At 64.8% G+C, this 18,047-nt stretch carries 16 protein-coding genes and 1 tRNA gene; 3 read left to right on the forward strand and 14 right to left on the reverse strand.

Translation table 11 applies throughout. From position 1 onward, the window contains the following. Nucleotides 1-9 precede the first annotated feature (9 nt). The 5 genes from P0Y52_08295 to glmU form a co-directional block, all read right to left on the reverse strand. Nucleotides 10-753: a methyltransferase domain-containing protein gene (locus P0Y52_08295; GenBank protein ID WEK56551.1), complete on the reverse strand. Its 744-nt coding sequence runs from the start codon at nucleotides 751-753 to the stop codon at nucleotides 10-12. 77 nt (nucleotides 754-830) lie between these two features. Beyond that, complete coding sequence (gor, locus tag P0Y52_08300) at nucleotides 831-2,219, reverse strand: glutathione-disulfide reductase (protein WEK56552.1); 1,389 nt, start codon at nucleotides 2,217-2,219, stop codon at nucleotides 831-833. A 129-nt stretch (nucleotides 2,220-2,348) separates the two neighbouring features. Next, complete coding sequence (locus tag P0Y52_08305; protein WEK56553.1) at nucleotides 2,349-3,200, reverse strand: hypothetical protein; 852 nt, start codon at nucleotides 3,198-3,200, stop codon at nucleotides 2,349-2,351. After that, nucleotides 3,197-3,880: a ribose-5-phosphate isomerase RpiA gene (gene rpiA / locus P0Y52_08310; protein WEK56554.1), complete on the reverse strand. Its 684-nt coding sequence runs from the start codon at nucleotides 3,878-3,880 to the stop codon at nucleotides 3,197-3,199. The genes P0Y52_08305 and rpiA overlap by 4 nt, the downstream gene beginning before the upstream one ends. Next, nucleotides 3,877-5,232, reverse strand: a complete 1,356-nt coding sequence (gene glmU, locus P0Y52_08315) for a bifunctional UDP-N-acetylglucosamine diphosphorylase/glucosamine-1-phosphate N-acetyltransferase GlmU (GenBank protein ID WEK56555.1) — start codon at nucleotides 5,230-5,232, stop codon at nucleotides 3,877-3,879. The genes rpiA and glmU overlap by 4 nt, the downstream gene beginning before the upstream one ends. Nucleotides 5,233-5,305: 73 nt before the next feature. On the opposite strand from glmU, the gene P0Y52_08320 reads away from it, so the two are divergent. The 3 genes from P0Y52_08320 to P0Y52_08330 all read left to right on the forward strand — a co-directional run bounded on the left by P0Y52_08320 (nucleotide 5,306) and on the right by P0Y52_08330 (nucleotide 7,657). Then, nucleotides 5,306-5,995: an HAD-IA family hydrolase gene (locus tag P0Y52_08320; GenBank protein ID WEK56556.1), complete on the forward strand. Its 690-nt coding sequence runs from the start codon at nucleotides 5,306-5,308 to the stop codon at nucleotides 5,993-5,995. A 211-nt stretch (nucleotides 5,996-6,206) separates the two neighbouring features. Then, nucleotides 6,207-7,496, forward strand: coding sequence for a dicarboxylate/amino acid:cation symporter (locus P0Y52_08325; protein WEK56557.1), 1,290 nt, complete (start codon nucleotides 6,207-6,209; stop codon nucleotides 7,494-7,496). Nucleotides 7,497-7,582: 86 nt separating this feature from the next. After that, nucleotides 7,583-7,657, forward strand: a tRNA-Val gene (locus tag P0Y52_08330). A 680-nt stretch (nucleotides 7,658-8,337) separates the two neighbouring features. Here the strand turns inward: P0Y52_08330 and P0Y52_08335 are convergent. The 9 genes from P0Y52_08335 to P0Y52_08375 all read right to left on the reverse strand — a co-directional run bounded on the left by P0Y52_08335 (nucleotide 8,338) and on the right by P0Y52_08375 (nucleotide 18,005). After that, nucleotides 8,338-9,201: a Ku protein gene (locus tag P0Y52_08335; protein ID WEK56558.1), complete on the reverse strand. Its 864-nt coding sequence runs from the start codon at nucleotides 9,199-9,201 to the stop codon at nucleotides 8,338-8,340. A 97-nt stretch (nucleotides 9,202-9,298) separates the two neighbouring features. Further along, entirely contained in the window at nucleotides 9,299-9,535 is a 237-nt protein-coding gene (locus P0Y52_08340) for a DUF5961 family protein (GenBank protein ID WEK56559.1), read from the reverse strand. Between the two features lie 404 nt (nucleotides 9,536-9,939). Continuing rightward, on the reverse strand, nucleotides 9,940-10,323 hold the full coding sequence (locus tag P0Y52_08345) for a hypothetical protein (protein ID WEK56560.1): 384 nt from the start codon (nucleotides 10,321-10,323) through the stop codon (nucleotides 9,940-9,942). After that, entirely contained in the window at nucleotides 10,323-11,141 is an 819-nt protein-coding gene (locus tag P0Y52_08350) for a TIGR02587 family membrane protein (GenBank protein ID WEK56561.1), read from the reverse strand. Before P0Y52_08350 ends, P0Y52_08345 begins: the two co-directional genes overlap by 1 nt. 145 nt (nucleotides 11,142-11,286) lie before the next feature. Beyond that, nucleotides 11,287-12,180, reverse strand: coding sequence for an SDR family oxidoreductase (locus tag P0Y52_08355; GenBank protein ID WEK56562.1), 894 nt, complete (start codon nucleotides 12,178-12,180; stop codon nucleotides 11,287-11,289). 582 nt (nucleotides 12,181-12,762) lie between these two features. Further along, nucleotides 12,763-13,269 carry a helix-turn-helix transcriptional regulator gene (locus P0Y52_08360; GenBank protein WEK56563.1) on the reverse strand — a complete coding sequence of 169 codons (507 nt, stop codon included), beginning with the start codon at nucleotides 13,267-13,269 and terminating at the stop codon, nucleotides 12,763-12,765. 480 nt (nucleotides 13,270-13,749) lie between these two features. After that, on the reverse strand, nucleotides 13,750-14,685 hold the full coding sequence (locus P0Y52_08365) for a hypothetical protein (GenBank protein ID WEK56564.1): 936 nt from the start codon (nucleotides 14,683-14,685) through the stop codon (nucleotides 13,750-13,752). After that, nucleotides 14,648-17,266, reverse strand: coding sequence for a hypothetical protein (locus tag P0Y52_08370; protein WEK56565.1), 2,619 nt, complete (start codon nucleotides 17,264-17,266; stop codon nucleotides 14,648-14,650). Before P0Y52_08370 ends, P0Y52_08365 begins: the two co-directional genes overlap by 38 nt. Before the next feature lies 1 nt (nucleotide 17,267). After that, entirely contained in the window at nucleotides 17,268-18,005 is a 738-nt protein-coding gene (locus P0Y52_08375; protein WEK56566.1) for a fimbria/pilus periplasmic chaperone, read from the reverse strand. Nucleotides 18,006-18,047: the final 42 nt, after the last annotated feature.

The raw sequence follows: 18,047 nt of genomic DNA on the forward strand, positions 1-18,047 counted from the left end.
TCAGCCGGTTCAGCCCGGCTTGCGGAAGCGATAGACGAACTGGTCGGTCTTGCCGCGAATGGCTTCGTCAAAGACGTTCAACGTGTGGTCGTCGGCGGGGTTCGCAACGGCCGAGGTCTCGCCGTCGAAGACGAAGCCAGCGGCCTCGACCTCGCGGCGCAGTTGCGCGCCCTCGATGCGGTGCAGGGTCTCGACGGCGGTGTTGGCGGCGCCGGGCGCGGCCTGGTGGTCGATGACCACGAACAGGCCGCCGGGTTTCAGCGCCTTGAAGATGTCCGCGTTCATTTTGGTCACGTCCACGCCGAAGCGGGGGATGTGGAAGTCGTGGTACTCCTGGCTCATGAAGACCACGTCCAGCGGCGCGTCGAAGGCCATGGCGTCCAGGTCGCCGTTGACGCGGCTGACGTTGGGATAGGCGGCGACCAAGGCGTCTGCGCGCGGGTTTTCACGCTCGGCGGTCTTGTTCGGCACGAAGGCGTAGACGTGACCGCCCTCACCCACGACGCGCGCAAACAGGCGGGTGAAGTAGCCCGCGCCGGGGCGGATGTCGGCCACGCGCTGACCCGGCTGAAGCTGGGCGAAGGCGAGGATTTCGGCCGGATGCCGCAGCGGATCGCGAGCGACCTCGTCGGCGGGACGCAGGGTGTCGGCGACGGCGCTCTGGTAGGCGGCGGGCCCAGCGTTTTGGGCCAGGACCGGCGAACCGGCGATCATCAGGGCGGACAGGGCGGCGGCGAGCAGGCAGGACTTCATGGGGCGACCTCCGGGAAAGCTGGGCCGCATAAGGCGCGTGCAAGAGGCGGCTGACAAGCCGCCTCTTGCTGCAACCATCAACCCGCCGACATCGACGCCGGGGACTGCTTCTCTTTCAGCGTGACCAGTTCCTCGGCCATGGTCGGGTGAACGGCGCAGGTGGCGTCCCACTGGGCCTTGGTCAGGCCCGCCTTCACAGCGATGGCGGCCAGTTGGATCATCTCCGGGCTTTCCGGGCCGACGATGTGAACGCCGACGACGCGCTGGCTGTCGGCGTCGACCACGAGCTTCATCAGCACCCGCTCGTCCGAGCCGGTGAAGGCGTACTTCATCGGGCGGAAGCGGGTCACATAGACATCGACCTCGCCCGGACAGGCGCGGCGCGCCTCATGCTCGGTCAGGCCGACGACGCCGACCGGCGGCTGGCTGAAGACGGCGGTGGCGACGGCTTCGTAGTCGAAGTGCTGCGGGTTGTTCTTGTAGACCGTCTCGTGGAAGGCGACGGCCTCGCGGATGGCGACCGGCGTCAGGTTCATCCGGTCGGTCACGTCGCCGATGGCCCAGATATTGTCGGCCGAGGTCTTCGAGAAGGGGTCGACGGCGATGGCGCCCTCGTCGTTCAGCTCGACGCCCGCGTTCTCGAGACCCAGTCCCTTGACGTAGGGGACGCGGCCGGTGGCGAACATGACCACGTCGGTTTCCAGCGTCATGCCGTTGCCCAGGTGGTTGACCAGCCCGGTCTCGGTCTTCTCGATCGAGGTGTGCTGGCAGCCCAGGATGACCTTGATGCCCCGCTTCTCGATCTCGCCCGCCAGATGGGCGCGCACGTCGTCGTCGAAACCGCGCAGGATGTTGGGGCCGCGATAGATCAGGGTGGTCTCGACGCCCAGACCGGCGAAGATGCCCGCGAACTCGACGGCGATATAGCCGCCGCCCGCGATCAGGATGCGCTTGGGCAGTTCCGGCAGGTGGAAGGCTTCTTCCGAGGTGATGGCGTGCTCGACGCCGGGCAGGTCCTCAGGCTTCCACGGGCGACCGCCGGTGGCGATCAGGATCTTCTCGGCGGTGAAGGTCTGGTTTTTGCCGACAATCTCGACGGTGTGGGCGTCCTTCATCACGGCGCGGCCGTGGACCAGATCGACGCCCGCCTTGCCCAGGTTGGCGGCGTAGATGCCCGACAGGCGGGCGATCTCGACATCCTTGGCCTGCAGGAAGGTCGGCCAGTCGAACCTGGCGTTGTCGAAGGACCAGCCGTAGCCCTCGGCGATCTCCAGCGCGTGGCTGACTTCCGAGGCCATGACCATGAACTTCTTGGGCACGCAGCCGCGAATGACGCAGGTGCCGCCGACGCGATACTCTTCGGCCACGGCCACCTTCTTGCCGCCCAGAGCCGTCAGGCGCGCCGCGCGCACCCCGCCCGAACCGGCGCCGATGACGAAGAGGTCGTAGTCGTAGGTCGTGGTCATCGGGGGCTCCGGGAATCAGACTCGAAAACATGAGTCCAATTCGTCTGAATCGTCTGAAATCCGCACGGCTGAGCCGTAGCGCTGACCCGACTTAGGCGCCGGGACGCGAGGGGGCAAGGCGACGCAACGTCATGCCGGATACGCCAGCCCTGCGAACAACATCCAAGCGGCGTAGAAGAGGGAGAGCATGCAGATGGAGAGGACCGTCCATTCGCTTACCGTGGACAGTAAGGGCGGGTTGGCGCGCTTGCCGGTCGGCCAAAACCACCGGGCGAACCCCACAAAGGAAACGATGAGAGCCGCGGCCGCCAGCGCTATCCTCCACAACGTGGGCGCAACAGCCCACTGAAAATCCACGCCTACCGGAAGGTCCTGAACGCCAACCTGCCGAACATCGCCGAAGCTCAAAAACGCCATGACGGCCGCAACAACGACCGTGACCATGCCATGTCGCCGCATGCGGTTGCGTTCGTCAGATTCGTCGCCCGGAACAACGGCTGCACAATCCTTCTCGGAAGGCGTCTGCCCTAACCCCTCACGAAATTTCGTGATGCGTGACTTCATCTCATGCGCTGACAGCTTCCAGCCCTGAAGAACAAAGCCATGTCGAGGCGCCGAACCAGTCACCGTCAGCCAGGCTAATCCCCTCACTTCCAGTACATCAATGCGGGTCACGTCATTCCAGGACAAAGCAGCGTGCCTAAGCCCACCCTCGCACCTGAGCCCATGTTGATCGACAACTAGCTTGGGCAAGAAAACAAGTCTTAGCAGCGCCGCGAGGAAACAAATGCCAAACAAGACGGCAAAGCTCCAGGCGGCCAGCGGATTCACGGGCGATTGACCAGATGTCGTTGCCGGATTCTGGCTGGCGTAGATCACGTAAACCACCGCGGCGGAACCAACCGCGCAGAATGCAGCCTTGAGACGCGAAGCCTCAAACACTAGCACGTCTGCAGCCCGCCGCTCGGTCAACGACGTCAAGGATTTAGCGTCTCGAACCCCTCGTCCGTGCCGATGATGGCCAGGTCGGTGAGGTCGAGGAAGAGGCCGTGTTCGACCACGCCGGTCAGGCTCTTGAGGTCGGCGGCGAGGCGGGCGGGGTCAGCGATGACCTTGCAGGCCGCGTCATAGATCAGGTTGCCGCCGTCGGTGCGGATCAGGCCGCGGTCGGCCTGACGGACGCGGGCGGGCATGGGGATGTCGTGGTCGGCGAGGACGTCGGCGATGCGGTTGGCGGTGGTCTTGTGGCCGAAGGCGACGACCTCGATCGGCAAGGGGAAGGTCCCCAGCACAGGCACGACCTTGGCCGCGTCGGCGATGCAGATGCAGCGTTCCGACGCCTCCCACACCAGTTTCTCACGGAGCAGGGCCGCGCCGCCGCCCTTGATGAGGGCCAGGCCCGGACCGATCTCGTCGGCGCCGTCGACGGTCAGGTCGATGCGGGGCGTGTCCTCCAGCGTCGACAGGGTCAGGCCCAGTTCGCGCGCCAGATCGGCGGTGCGTTCCGACGTGGGCACGCAGCGCAGGTCCGGCAGGTTGCGCGCCGCCAGGGCTTTCACGAACCAGGCGGCGGTGGAGCCGGTGCCCAGACCGACCACCATGCCGGCCTCGACGTAGGCGGCGGCGGCTTCGCCGGCGTTCTTCTTCTGCAGGTCGCTCATTGGGATTTCGCCGCCTTCTTTGCGCGCATCGTAGCCATGAAGCGGGCGGCCCAGCCCGGCTTGGCCGTCTGTTCGGCTCGGCCCAGGGCCAGGTCGCCGGGCGCGACGTCCTTTGTCACCACCGAGCCGGAGCCGACCATGGCGCCCGCGCCGATGGTCACGGGAGCGACCAGCGAGGAGTTGGAGCCGACGAAGGCGCCCTCGCCCACCGTGGTCCGGTGTTTGAAGAAGCCGTCGTAGTTGCAGAAGATGGTCCCGGCGCCGATGTTGGCTTTCGCCCCCACATGGCCGTCGCCGAGATAGGCCAGATGGTTGGCCTTGGCGCCTGCGTCCATGCGGACGTTCTTGACCTCGACGAAGTTGCCGATCTTGACGCCCTCGCCCAGGTCCGCGCCGGGGCGCAGGCGGGCGTAGGGGCCGACCTCGGCCTTGGTCGCGACGCGCGCGCCCTCGATATGGCTGAAGCTGCGGATGCGCGCGCCCTCGGCCACGACCGCGCCGGGGCCGAAGACGACGAAGGGCTCGATGGTCGTGCCGGCGCCGACTTGCGTGTCCCAGGCGAAGTGGACGGTGTCGGGGGCCGACATGGTGACGCCCGCCGCCAGGAAGTGCTCGCGCTGGGTTTGCTGGAACAGGGCCTCGGCCTGAGCCAGTTCGGACTGGGCGTTGACGCCCATGACCGAGTCTTCGGCGGCGAAGACGGCGCGGGTCGGGGCGCCGCGCTTGCGGGCCAGTTCGACCACGTCGGTCAGGTAGTATTCGCCCTTGGCGTTGTCGTTCTTCACCTCGGCCAGCAGGTCGAACAGCAGGCCGACCGGCGCGGCCATGACGCCGGAGTTGCAGGCGGTAACGGCCAGAACCTCGGCCGAGGCCTCCTTGGCCTCGGTGATGGCCAGCAGGTCGTCGCCTTGCAGGATCAGACGGCCATAGGCGCCGGGGTCGCGGGCCTCGAAGCCGATGACGGTGACGCCTTCATGAGCATCAGCGAAGACGGGCTCGATGTCGGCGGCCTTCAGCAGGGGCACGTCGCCATAGGTCACGACCACATGGCCGATGAAGTCGCCCAGCACGGCCTCGGCGGCGCGGACGGCGTGGCCGGTGCCCAGCGGCGGGTCCTGAACGGCGATGGAGTCTTCGCCCAGACGGCGCACGACGTGGTCGCGGACTTCCGGGGAATGGCTGCCGACCACGACCACGATGCGCTCGCAACCCAAGGCCTCGGCGGCGTCGATGGCGTGATCCAGCATGGCGCGTTGCCCGATGGGGTGCAGCACCTTGGGCAGCGGCGACTTCATCCGCGTGCCCTGGCCTGCGGCAAGGATGATGGCGGCGCGAGGATGTGGTGCGGTCATGAATCGATCCGGCGGCTTGTCGTCCTGCGCGATCTAGCCCATTGCCGGGGTCTGCGCGAGCCGGGAGACAAGAGTGAGCATCGAACGCGATCTGGAAGGCTGGACCATCGCCTTCGACCTGGACGGGACCCTGGTGGACTCGGCGCCCGATCTGATCGGCACGCTGAACCGGATGCTGGCGCAGTATGAGCTGCCGCCGGTGCCCCTGTCCTCGGCCCGGCATCTGGTCGGGCATGGGGCGATGGCCCTGCTGCGTCATGGCTTCATGGAGGCGGGCGCCGCCTGGGACGAGGCCCACGCCCCCGGCCTGTTCGAGCGTTTCATCGAAGACTATCTGGCCCACATCGCCGACGAGAGCACCGTGTTTGACGGCGTGGTCCCGGCGCTGGAGCGGCTGGCCGCGCGCGGCGCCATCCTGTGCGTCGCCACCAACAAGCGCACCGACCTGTCTGTCGCCCTGATCGAGGCGCTGGACCTGACCAGGCACTTCGCCTTCATCGCCGGGCCGGATGCGGTGTCGGCCCGCAAGCCCAGCGGAGCGCACATCCGCGAGGCCGTGCAGAAGGCCGGCGGCGATCCGGCGCGCTGCGTCATGGTCGGCGACAGCACCACCGACACCAAGGCCGCCAAGGACGCGGGCGTGGCCTGCATCGTCGTCGGCTTCGGCTATAACGATGTGCCGCGTGAAGAGCTGGGCGGGGATGTGGTGATCAACCACTACGACGAGTTCGAGGCGGCGCTGGCCGAGGTAATGCTCGGCTGACGGATGAGGGGTTGCGGGACGCTAAACTCGCAGCCTTCATCCGCCGTGGCGAGACCCCTCATCCGGCCCTGACGGGCCACCTTCTCCCGCAAGAGGAGAAGGAAAATCTATCGAACGCTTTAGAACTTCTAACCCTCAATCGCTCCCGTTGCGGTTGCCGTCACCCCTTGCGCCAAACACATAGGACGACCGCTCCTCCCCAAAGGTCGTCATGTTTCGTCGCTTCTTCGCTATCCCGCTCTGGCAGCGCACCGCCGCCGGTTTCGCTCTGGGCATTATCGCCGGCCTGATCCTGCGTGAGCAGGCGACGGTCTGGCTGCAGCCGATCGGCGACGTCTATCTGAACCTGATCCGCATGGTGGTGGCGCCCCTGGTGCTGTTCACCATCGCCAGTTCGATCGCCAAGCTGGGCGAAGGGGTCGGCGCGGTGCGGTTGGGGGTGCGGACTTTGGTGTGGTTCGCGATCACGTCGTTGCTGGCGGTGCTGGTCGGCTTTGCCTTTGGCCATCTGATCAATCCGGGGCTGGGCCTGTCCAACCTGCCGCTGGGCGAGGTACGCGAGCGGGTAATCCCGACGCCGCTTGACGTGCTGCTGGGCATAGTGCCGACCAACCCCTTCGCCGCGCTGAGCGAGGGCAAGGTGCTGCAGATCATCTTCTTCTCCGCCCTGATGGGCGCGGCCCTGGTGGCGCTCGGCGACCGGGCGCAGACGGCGCGGCGGTTGGTGGACGAAGGCGCGGCCCTGGTGTTCCGCATCACCCGCTGGGTGATCCAGCTGACGCCGTTCGGGGTGTTCGGCCTGATCGGCTCGGTCGTCGGCGGCTATGGCTGGGAGGCGCTGCTGCCGCTCGGCAAGTTCATCTTCGCCATCTATGCGGCCTGCCTGTTCCACATCCTGATCGTCTATTCGGGCCTGCTGAAGTTGCACGGCCTGAAGATCCGCAGCTTCTTCCGCGGGGCATTTGCGGCCCAGCAGACGGCCTTCGCCACATCATCCTCGCTGGGCACCCTGCCCATCACCCTGCGCCAGACGGTCGAGCGTCTGGGCGTGCCGCAGGCCTATGCCGCTTTCGCCGTGCCCCTGGGGGCCAATGTGAAGATGGACGGCTGCGGCGCCATCTATCCCGCCATCGCCTCGATCTTCATCGCCCAGTATTTCAGCATCGACCTGAGCCTGACCCAGTATGTCCTGATCGGCCTGACGGCGGTGCTGGGCTCGCTGGGGACGGCGGGCGTGCCCGGCACCTCCATCGTCATGCTGACCCTGACCCTGTCGACGGCGGGCCTGCCGCTGGAAGGCATCGGCTACATCGTCGCCATCGACCGGATCATCGACATGATGCGCACGGCCACCAACGTCACCGGCCAGATGCTGGTGCCCGTCCTGGTCGCCAAGGAAGAAGGCATCCTGAACGAGGACATCTATAACGGTCACGTCGCCTGGTTGCCCGGCGATCCCGAGGCGGAAACCCCGGAAGGGGTCCGCACCGCCGGTATTTGATCAAAGAGGCTTGCCGTCGTCGGAATCGCGGGCTACATCGCGCCTCCCGACGGCCCAAGCCTTTCTGATTTGGCCGTTACTGCGCTGGACGCGTAGCTCAGCGGGAGAGCACCTCGTTCACACCGAGGGGGTCACAGGTTCAATCCCTGTCGCGTCCACCATTTTTCCCCTTACCTTACAACAAGATAGAGCCCACCGACAGGCCCTTGCCCTTGGATGCCTGAGGCTTGACCTCGTTAGGGGGGCGCTAGGGGGGCGCCGAAAACCTCGCTCAAAACGGCGTTTCAGGCTGTTTCAAGCACGAATTCGCCACGAACAAGCATAGTAGCATTGCCGTCGCTTGCCCGGAACGTTCCAGCAAGGCCCCACGAAGGCCCCGTCGGTGAAATGATCCAGGCATCCAGTGACGCCGTTCACTTAGTCCGGAGCAGACGGAGGTGAACTGGTCGCAGCGGGCGGACTCGGATTGCTCGTGCTTCGGGACGGCGTAGTTGTCCCCGATCCTTGAAGCGCAGGATAGCCCGGCGCCTCGGTCGCAACCGCACCATTGACCGTTTCGCTGGATGACGACGCGGCCGGTCCAGTGGGAACATCAGTCAAGGTCCCCACCTCCCCCACAGGCTCCCCTTCCGCCCCGGACGCTTCTCGCGCCCGCCGGTCGGCGTCCCTGCTGCAAGCGGCGGCCAGCAGACCAAGGACAGCCAGGCCCGCCGCGATCTTGATGTAGGTCTTCATGTCGAGCTCCCTTTTCGACAAAACGGAAAGAGCGAGGCCGAGGATTGTTGCGACAGTCGCCTTTCGGTCAGTCGTGAGCGCGAGCGTCATAGCGTCCCGGCGAACCTCAGCCCGCCCGCCTCCGGGGTGTAGCCCTCTTCCCCTTTTCCGCAGCTGCAGGCCGCTTGGCCGTCCGCGCGCCCCTGCGAGGTTCGGCGCCCGAACCTTTCAGGCTGGCGCGGAGCGCGGCCATCAGATCCACGACATTGGTGTCCTCCGGCTCGGCGGCGCGGACAGGCTTGTGACCCTTCTGTTTGGAGGCGATCAGAGCCTTGAGCGCCTCCTCGTATCGATCGACGAACTGGTCTGGGTCGAAGGGCCCGGCCTTCTGCTCGATGATCCGCCGCGCAATATCGACCATGGCCGGATCCGGCGCCCTGTCCGATATGGCTCCAAACACGTCTCGCATGGCGCGAACCTCCCCTCTCGTACGGAGAGAATAGGCGAGAATTCCCTGGTCCCGCGGCTCGAGCGCCAGCAGGCGTTCCCGTGTCGACAGGACCACGCGCCCCAGAGCGATCTTGCCCTCGGAACGCATGGCCTCACGGATGACGCCGAAGGCTTCCTCCGCCAGCGCGCCGGCCGGCGCGAGGTAGTAGGGATTATCCCAGTAGAGGCGGTCGATCTCTTCCTCTGGCACGAAGCGCTCGATATCGATCGTTTTCGTACTCTCCAGCTTGACGGATTTTATCTCCTCGTCGGTCAGGAGGATGTATTCGTCCTTGGCCACGGCATAGCCTTTGACCAAGGACGACCTCTCGACCGGGCCCGTGTCCGGGTCGGTGGTGATCATCCGGATACGGTTGTTGGTCTCGGGATTGATGAGATTGAAGTGAACCTCGCCCCCTGAACTGGTCGCCGTGTAAAGGGCGACGGGGCAGGTCACGAGGGACAGACGCAGGTGTCCCTGCCAGGTGGGGCGATACGCCATTTCGAGCCTCCGGGACGGACGCCGCGCCCGTCGCGCCGAATCAACACCATGAAACGGGTTTCGCTCCCCGGTCGGTCGCGAACTGAGGATGGGCGGGTCAGCCGCAGGTTTCAGCCTGACCGTCTTCCAGGTCGATGACAAAGCAGTGCTCCCGACCTCCTTCCGTATCCGCCACGAAGAGACGGACCTCATTCCCGGCGTTCACAGGTGGAAAGAACAGTTCGGCGTACCCGACCGCCGCGGCCTCAAAGCTCGGGGCCTCGATCACATGGCCATGGGCTCGTCCTGCCCCTTCGGCGTAGACGAAAAAGCGGTTGTGTCCGGTTCCGGACATTGTGACCTCCTCAGCCTAGGCCTGATCGTATTCGACAGCTGACTCGGCTGGCGCCACAAGACCCCCGTGTCGAGCGCTTCGCAGATCAGGCGTCGGGCGGCGTTTCATCGGCCTCCTTCCGAGGCGCTCCTGGGTGACGGCGGCTCCACCGGATCGCCGCCGCCGCAACTGCGGCGAAGACGACACCGAGACCGAAAAGCAGGAAGTTCATGCGCCCTCCCCCGGGCTCCATCCCCGTCCAATGCGTCTGAAAGTGCGGCTGATCAGGAACAATCCCATGGCGACCGGGACAGCTCCGAGAATGACCAGAAGAAAGGCGAGGAGCATCTGCATATCAAACCAGCGCCGGGCGAGCCCCGAAGGTTCCCTGCGGCGTCGCCCTCTCTCAGCCACTCAATAGGGCGTCACGGGTCGCTCCATCCCGTGATGCGGACGCGCGCCCGGGGTTTCTCTTCGGATGAAAAGACCAGGGTCGCCCGCTTTTCGCCGTGTCCCGGAACGTAGTCGAGCGTAGCCCCGGATTTCTCCCCGTCCGCCTCCCCTTCTATCTCCACAGCGGCGGCCGTCATGTCGCCGTTGTTCAGAACCTTGACCTCCAGCGCCCAGCCCGCTCCCACAGGACGAAGAGCTTGGGGCAGGACGGTCAGGTCAGGCGGCCTGCGATCGGCGAAGGCGGATCGCGCGAGCACCGCGATCGCTGCGGCGGTGACGATGAGACCCAATAGGGCGCAGACGCACTGCAGCCGTGACAGCTTCTCGCGAGCGGACTTCTCCCGGTTCTTCATCATCACACCAGAAGCCGCGCAGCTGCCGCCCCCAGGGCGGCTGGCAAGGCGAGAACGACGACATTGGCCATGACGGCGCCCGCGCCATGCCCGTCTACAGCGCCGAACACCCACAGCATGGCGAAGCTCGCAGCCAGGCAAAGGGCGTAGCCCGGCAGGGTGAAATCCAGGAAGGCGCGAAGAGGGCTTTCCTTCTCTTCCTGACCCGCGAAACCCGCCTCGAAGACAATGACGTGCAGAAGGATCAGGGACAGCGCCAGCAAGCCCAAGGCGCCTGACGGGGTCGTCAGGTAGGCGATCAGCCGCATCTCCTCCGTCGGCGCGAGGTTCATGGCGAAATACAAAGCCCCGGCCAGCATGAGGAAGAGCTCGCCGGGATAGGAGGCCTCGTCCTCATCGCCCTCCTCCGTATCCCCCGAAAGCTGGCGACGGGCGACAAGGGCCCCCAAAGCGGCCGGGACCGCCTGAAGCGATATCTGTCCGACTGCCGAAGTCAGGGAGGCGTAGTCAAGGACGTTGAACATGGCCAGAAGGGCGGCCGAGGCTGAGAACCCGACTGCGAGCGCCACAAGCGTGTCCAGACTGTTGTTCACCAGGCCCCTTCGCGCAGAGAAGCCCGCGTAGTGAGCCAGACCGTAGAGGACGGGCAAGGCGACGATCACGAAGGCGAGGCGCCGCGCTGGCGCAGCCGACACGCCGATGGCCCACATCTCCATTGTCATCATCAGGGGAAGACTGAACAACAGGGCGCCGCCGAATGCGCGCCCCAGATCCGACAGATAGTCGATCTCCGCCCCCATCCCGCGGTCTGCGGTCTTCATCCTTCAGTTCCTCCCAACCTGCTGCCGCCTCGCCGAATACAGGCAGTCCTTCACGAGCGCCGTCCGAGAACGCCCGGGCGCATTTCAAGCCAAGGTCCGACAAGCCTTACCGTTCCAGGTTCCGGACGTCGGTCGGCTTCGCCGCTCAGCCGACGCCGGCGCCGCCTGTCACGCCCCAGACCTCTCCGGTGACGAAGCTGGCCTCCTGCGAGGCCAGCAGGACATAGACCGGCGCGATCTCCACAGGCTGACCCGGTCGGCCGAAGGCGCTGTGGGCCCCGAACTGCTCGACCTTCTCCTGCGGCTGGCCGCCGCTGGGTTGAAGCACGGTCCAGAAGGGCCCCGGGGCGACGGCGTTCACCCGTACGCCCTTTTCGATCATCTGCTTGGCCAGGGCCTTGGTGTAGGCGACGATGCCCGCCTTCGTCGTGGCGTAGTCCAGAAGGATGTCCGAGGGCTCATAGGCCTGGATCGAGGCGGTGGTGATAATGGCCGCGCCGGGCGGCAGGTGGGGGGCCGCGGCCTGACACAGCCAGTGCAGGGCGTAGAGGTTGGTCTTCATCGTGGCGTCGAAATCGTCAGTCGAGACTTGGGACACATCCTCCCGGTACTGCTGGTGACCGGCGTTGACGACCAGGATGTCCAGACCGCCGAAGGCCTCCGCCGCCCGAGCGACCATGGTCGCATTCCATGCCTCGTCACGAATGTCGCCTGGCAGGGCCAAAGCCTTCACCCCGGCCTTCTCGATCAAGGCGACCACCTCTTGCGCGTCCTTCTCCTCCGACGGCAGATAGGCGATGGCGACATCGGCCCCTTCGCGGGCGTAGGCGATGGCGGTCGCCCGCCCGATGCCGGAATCCCCGCCCGTGATGAGAGCTTTCCGGCCCTTCAGTCTGCCATGCCCCACATAGCTGTCTTCACCATGATCGGGCTGCGGCGTCATCCGCCCCGCCAGACCGGGTTCGGCCTGGGGCTGACGTGGAAAGGGCGGCCTGGGATATTGGTTGCGCGGATCCTGCATGGCGCGTCGATCAGGCATGGGGTCATCCTTTGAGGGGCGCGCCGCCATCATGGGGCGCTGGGCATGCCGACCTAATGTCCCGGTCGTGCGGCGCGTTCCTCTGTTACGAAGGCGACGCTGGCTCGAGCTCCTCCTTAGAGAAGGCCTTTATGATCGATCCTTCGCCAGAGCTCCGCCCCACAGCGGCCGAGCGCCCACCGTAACGCGGCGGGCCAAGCCGTGGCGTCTTAGCGCCTCCATCGAGGATAATGCCGCCAATTCCAAAGGCCGGTCGTGCCTCAGGGACTCACGCAATCGGGCGTCGCTGAACTGCCAAGCATCGATGGTGTATGGGATCTTTGAGAGCTTTTTGCGGGCATAAGCCCAAGTCTGGGCACCTGCGGGTCGGGGATTTTAAAGTCCGACGACGGCGGCCCTGCCTTCCCCACCCTAGTGTTGAGCACGGTTGTTGTCCTGGGCCAGGACTCGCGAACGAATCGTCTCGACGCCGACAAAAACTTCTGATCGACGCCGGCGCCGGCGGCTTCAACCTCAAGCGCCGCCAGACCTCAAAATCTGGACCGACCTCGCCCTGTATATCTGAAGAAACAATAAGGCAGCCTAGCTCATGAGATAGCTGAGCCGCAGCGCGCCGTTTATCCCTTTAACGCCCATCCGCATGCAAATTGACCGCAAATGCGACCGCACTGTATGGATAGACACGTCAAGCTTGCGGCTGATTTCCTTAGGGGCCTCACCGTTGGCGAGTAGAACAAGAACCGATTTTTCCACTCGGGTGAGGCCAAAGACACAGCCAACCGCAGCCACCTTCTCTTCCTCGATTGGCTTGACCGGACGTACGGTCGCAAACACCCGGCCAGGCGTTTCAATCGCTGTATTTAGATCAAGAATACACCACGCATCGTCCCCAGCACGGAAAAGAATGCGTCCAGCCCTAACCTGACCATCAGCCATGCGCCTAAGCAGCAGGTCCAGTTCGGCACGGCTACGGTGCGTCGAACAAATGAACACGCCCCCGCTTCCCAGCATGCCACAAACTGCAAGAGCCCGAGCAGCGGAATTGCTCGTCAAAACCTGCCCGCTTAGATCGAGTACGAACCGGGCCATGTCATCATTTTCGAACCAAGCCTCCGCTTCGGAAAACCTAGGACTCGACCTGACGCCTAAAGGCCGAACAAAGGACCTCCGCTCCATGATGGGAGCCCTGTGCCCGCCGCTGATCACCTGCATAAAGGAGTCATCGCTGACCCCAGCCGCCGACCCGGCGACATTCTGGCTAATCATCGCTTCCCTGCTCCCGGGGGCGTCACCTAGCCCCAGCACGATCACCTTGACCCATCCGATCACGCGAGACGACTTTCGGCATTTAGGGAATTCATTCAAGACATTTCTAAGAAACTATAGTTTCTCAACTACCTCAAACCATCCGATATAGGCCGATCAAAACAATATTGCTGTTTATCATTTGATAAATAACAGAAATGACAATGACAATTTCTTGAACTAACGATCCACCATTGCGAGAAAATTGAGTTATTTTAACGAAGCATTAATTGTAAATTCATCATATATATGCATATATACTTCCTATCGTGGCGAAACATCGAGCGTGAGCAAGTCTTCATATCGACCACCCATCTGACCGTTTATACGGCCCAAGATAAAGTTCATCGGCAACGAGACCCCGTCCAATGTGCGTGGAGGATCAATTTCTTTTGTCCACAGCGCCGTCAGGTCGACGGCCTCACCGTCAAGGTCGACCGCATAGGGCACTACGGTGGCGTTTTCCGCCTTTTCAACACGATGCATGACACCGCCGTGCTCTGACTTGATCGACAAGATGGAGGGCGCATTGGCCCTGATCTGAACGAAGATGCGGCGTGTGGCCCCGGTAGCCGCCTCGCCGAAATCCACGACCTCGACGCTCAGCCCCTCGCCGAACGCCCCGGCGGCGCCGGCCAGGTTCAACTGGGCGCGCGGCGTTGACTGCAGGACCACCCGGGCAGGGATCGGCGATATCAGTTCCGTCCCATCCACATTCTTGACCAGAAGACGCAGATCGACGCCGTACTCCCCGGCATCAGCTACAGCGCCCCGCACCACCACAGCATCCAGTTGAGCGACCCCCCTTGATCCGGCCGCCAACAGATACTGGAAGACGCCCTTCTGCACGTCAGCCAGTTGGACCCCCGAGGATTCGCGAGGGCGGAACCGCACTTCCACCCCGCCCAGCACAAGGCTGGTCACCTCGATACCGGTCTCGTCGGTAAAGGACAGGCGCAAGTCGCACTCGGCCTGCCCCTTGTTCTCCAGCCCGAGATCCAGAGCGCCAGGGGTCGGAGCGACAGCAAAAGGATTGTATTCGATCCGGGCAGTCTGAGTTCCCTCAATCAAGGCCAGGTCGCAGGCTTTCGCCGTCGTCGCCCCCGCCAGCAGAGCGACCGCCACAAGGGCGCTTCGCCAGAAGACGGGCCCGCCCACCACCTCAAGGCAGCGGACGGGACGCTTTGATTTCGCCGACATCGATAACTCCTTCCACATTGGCGGGAATGACGAACTCCCCGAGCGTTTCGCCACGGACAACCAGGCGATATCGGCCCGGCGCCATACCGTCAGCGACGAAGCGGCCGCCCCTGTTGGTGAAGAAGGGCTTCCCGGGCGCCCCCTCAGGCGCATCGATCGCCACGATAGCGCCGCCGACCAGAGCGATCGGGCCGTCCGGCGACATCAGCACGCCCCTGGCCGTATGCGAGGCGTCGCTGCCGACAACCACGCGGTATCCATTGCCAAAGCCGGGGAAGGTGTTGATCACGCCGCTGCCCAGATCATAGCCGGGCGGTAGGGGATCAACCTCGAGCTCATAGCGACGAACGCCATAGCCGCGATCAATACCGGCGAGCGCCGGGCCGAACCAACCGCTGCGTGCAATCGGATAACCGCTGGAGTCCGTCAGACTGACCTGGGCGTTCTTGAGCGTCGGGTGCGGCCTGGCGATGATGAAGCCCTCGCGCGCAGCCCGGCCGATGCCGAAAGTGCCGTCGGCGTAACCCAGGAGAGTGGACAGCCGCCACAAGGATTCCTGCCGCGTAGCCCCGCCCGGCACCGTCGCCACCAGCCGGTTAGAGACGATCTCGGCGTCGAAGCGGTTGTTGATGTAGCGCAGGTCGCCCGAGATGGTCTGGTTGTTGCGGTCTTCAGAGAAGCGAATGTCCCCGCTCAGATCGTTCAGTCGACCGGAGGACGAACGGGAAAGCCCCACCTCACGGAACTCGTCCTGACTGTCGTACCGGGCTGCGCTGCTCCACCGACCGCCGAAACGCGTCGTCAGGGTCAAGCCAAAGCGGGTCTCTTCGACGCCATCGCTGGTCGCGCCGCGCTGCCAGGCCAAATTGACGCCGAACTTGCGGAAGGTCCGCCCCACAGCCAGGCTGAAATCGGTGCGATCTTCGCTCAGGCGCCCCTTCACATAGGCGGCGCCGAGACTGACGGAATAGGCCTTGTAGCGGATCAGAGCCTGCCCCGCGGCTCGCCACTGCTCGCGATTGAAAGCCGAGTTGTCGAACGCCGTCTGGAAGAACTTGCTGGTCGCCTGGGCCGAGGCGACCAGCCGCAGGTCAATTTCACGGCCCAACGTTGCTTCACGCATATAGTCCAGTGAGGCGATGTAGCCTTGAGCGCTCGTGTCGCCGTTGTGGCTGATGGCGGTGCTGGCCTGGATCAGGCCCAGACGGCTTCCCCAGGTGGCCAGCCCGCCGACCTGACCGCGACCATCCGCCCACTGGGCGTTGGCGCCCAGTGTCAGGGCGTCGGTAATCCCCTTGCGAACAAAGCCGGTCGCCGCGACGGTCGAGCCGTATTCCAGTTGCCCGCCCTCTTCCAGCACCCCCGCCGAGACGCCGAAGTCGAGCACCCCCGGGTCCAGCAACCCGGCTCCGCCGAACAGATCAAAGACGGCGATCTCGCGTTGGCCGCTGTCTTCCTCCACCAGCAGCCGAACCGTGTTGGCGCCCTGACCGAAGGGAAAGTCGGACAGGGAATAGGGACCAGCCTCCAGCCGGATGCGTTCGACGATGACGTCGTTGACCTCGACCACCACCAGTGCTGGACGATCCAGAATAAACTGGCGACGCCCGGACGGACGGACATTCTGGAAAGGGCGTATGGTCGAGTAGGCTCGGGCCGCCGACAGGCCCAGGAAACGCCGCGACCCCTGGAAACTCTCGACGGGCGGCGCGAACTCGCCTGCGGTCAGACGGACAGCTGACTGAAACAAGTCCTTGGACAGCCGGATTTCACGACGACGCCAGCGCTGGTCCTGACTGCCGCCGTCATAATCGACCCCCGCGGTCAGGGTGACGCCGTCGAATCCGCCCCAGTTGGCGAACATGTCGATACCCCCAGCCAGGGGACCGAAGCGTCCCTGGTCGTGCGAATAGAGCTGCGCCATGCTGACATTGGCGCCGGTCGAGAAATGAGCAGGCTGATCGAAGGCCTTGGGATCAATCACCTCATTGCGGGCGAAACTGACGTCACGTCGCGCACGGGCGTCAACCGCCAGTTCGGCCACAAAGGTCAGCGACAGAGGGTCGAACGCAAGAGAAAAGCCCTCCCCTCGCAGATCGGCCATGCTGACGCGCCGCTGCGAGGCGATGACGGCCTTCAACCGCTCCCCGACGCTTGGAGACACCTTGCCCCCCAACAGGTCCATCAAGGCCACAGCGTCGATGACGCCCTCACCCTGCATATCCACCTCGCCGCTGATGTCGCCAAGATAGACGCCATCCAGCGTCAACGGTCCCTGGATCGGGGTCAGTACAGGCGTGGGGCGCACCGTCGGGGCCTCGTCCTGGGTCCCGCCGGTCGCCGCGCCGCTCATGGGTGGAATGACTGGCGCGGCGCCGGCGGCGAGCGGGACGTTGGAGGCGTCCCGCTCGATCGGAACCGTCACGGCGGTCGGAGATCCGAACGCCCCGACGGAATAGTCACGCGCCGTCCGCACCACCTCGTCGTTGGCGACGGTGGCGGCGCGACCGGGCGAGGCGACACTGCCGCCCAGGCAGGCCGCTAGGCCGAGGCGTCGCCAGGTCGTGTCTCGACTGGCCATCTCACAGCAGGGCGATCGACGCGGTGACGTCGCCGGTTGCGCCTGCGGCCAAGGCCGCCGGGATACGGATCCGACGTGTGGCGCCGCCGGCTAGCACGCTGACCTCGCCGACATCCACATCTGCGGCCGCAACCTCGTGCGCCTTGCCATCGGCCGTCGTCAGGGTGAAGCGGGCCTCTCTAAGATGGGCAAAGCCCGTGCCGGTATTGCGGGTCGACAAGAGTACATCGCCGTTGGGCGCCCGCGACACAGATGTCACCTCAACCGCAGCCCGTGCACTGGCTGGCGCGACGAAAACGTAGGTATTGATGGTGAAGGCCACCTTGACGTCAGCCCCGGCTTCGCCATCGGCCGTCGTGGTTTGCATGTTAATGGGCAGTTGCGCGGCGCGGACCAGGTACATGCGACCTTCGCTGTCAGCCTCGCCCATATAGCGAACCTGCACGACCTGCTCACGATTTGGCGGGATGACCGACTGGACCGGGAAGACGACGATGTCGTTGTCTTCCGGCGTCAGGCTGCGGGCGCCGGTCTCATCGACCTGCATCCGATAGACCTCGATCTCGACGGTGGCGGCGGTTGTGCTGTCGTTTCGCACTGTCAGCCGATAGCTGGACCCGCTGCCGGCGGGCGTGATCTTGGCGACCATGGGCGAGACGTCCATGGCGCGACTGTCGCCGGGCGCTCCCAGGGTCAAAAGCAACGCGGCGACCGCGGCCGCGACGAATTGCATCTTCATGACTGCATCCTCCCTGCAGAAATGGGCGCAGAAAAACGGGGA

The organism is Candidatus Brevundimonas phytovorans (genome assembly GCA_029203145.1).
In the GTDB taxonomy this organism is placed as follows: domain Bacteria; phylum Pseudomonadota; class Alphaproteobacteria; order Caulobacterales; family Caulobacteraceae; genus Brevundimonas; species Brevundimonas phytovorans.

Coding starts and splice junctions, on each gene's coding strand:
- P0Y52_08295 (WEK56551.1), bottom strand. CDS start 753: ATGAAGTCCTGCCTGCTCGCCGCCGCCCTGTCCGCCCTGATGATCGCC.
- gor (WEK56552.1), bottom strand. CDS start 2,219: ATGACCACGACCTACGACTACGACCTCTTCGTCATCGGCGCCGGTTCG.
- rpiA (WEK56554.1), bottom strand. CDS start 3,880: ATGAGCGACCTGCAGAAGAAGAACGCCGGCGAAGCCGCCGCCGCCTAC.
- glmU (WEK56555.1), bottom strand. CDS start 5,232: ATGACCGCACCACATCCTCGCGCCGCCATCATCCTTGCCGCAGGCCAG.
- P0Y52_08325 (WEK56557.1), top strand. CDS start 6,207: ATGTTTCGTCGCTTCTTCGCTATCCCGCTCTGGCAGCGCACCGCCGCC.
- P0Y52_08335 (WEK56558.1), bottom strand. CDS start 9,201: ATGGCGTATCGCCCCACCTGGCAGGGACACCTGCGTCTGTCCCTCGTG.
- P0Y52_08340 (WEK56559.1), bottom strand. CDS start 9,535: ATGTCCGGAACCGGACACAACCGCTTTTTCGTCTACGCCGAAGGGGCA.
- P0Y52_08345 (WEK56560.1), bottom strand. CDS start 10,323: ATGATGAAGAACCGGGAGAAGTCCGCTCGCGAGAAGCTGTCACGGCTG.
- P0Y52_08350 (WEK56561.1), bottom strand. CDS start 11,141: ATGAAGACCGCAGACCGCGGGATGGGGGCGGAGATCGACTATCTGTCG.
- P0Y52_08355 (WEK56562.1), bottom strand. CDS start 12,180: ATGCCTGATCGACGCGCCATGCAGGATCCGCGCAACCAATATCCCAGG.
- P0Y52_08360 (WEK56563.1), bottom strand. CDS start 13,269: ATGGCCCGGTTCGTACTCGATCTAAGCGGGCAGGTTTTGACGAGCAAT.
- P0Y52_08365 (WEK56564.1), bottom strand. CDS start 14,685: ATGTCGGCGAAATCAAAGCGTCCCGTCCGCTGCCTTGAGGTGGTGGGC.
- P0Y52_08370 (WEK56565.1), bottom strand. CDS start 17,266: ATGGCCAGTCGAGACACGACCTGGCGACGCCTCGGCCTAGCGGCCTGC.
- P0Y52_08375 (WEK56566.1), bottom strand. CDS start 18,005: ATGAAGATGCAATTCGTCGCGGCCGCGGTCGCCGCGTTGCTTTTGACC.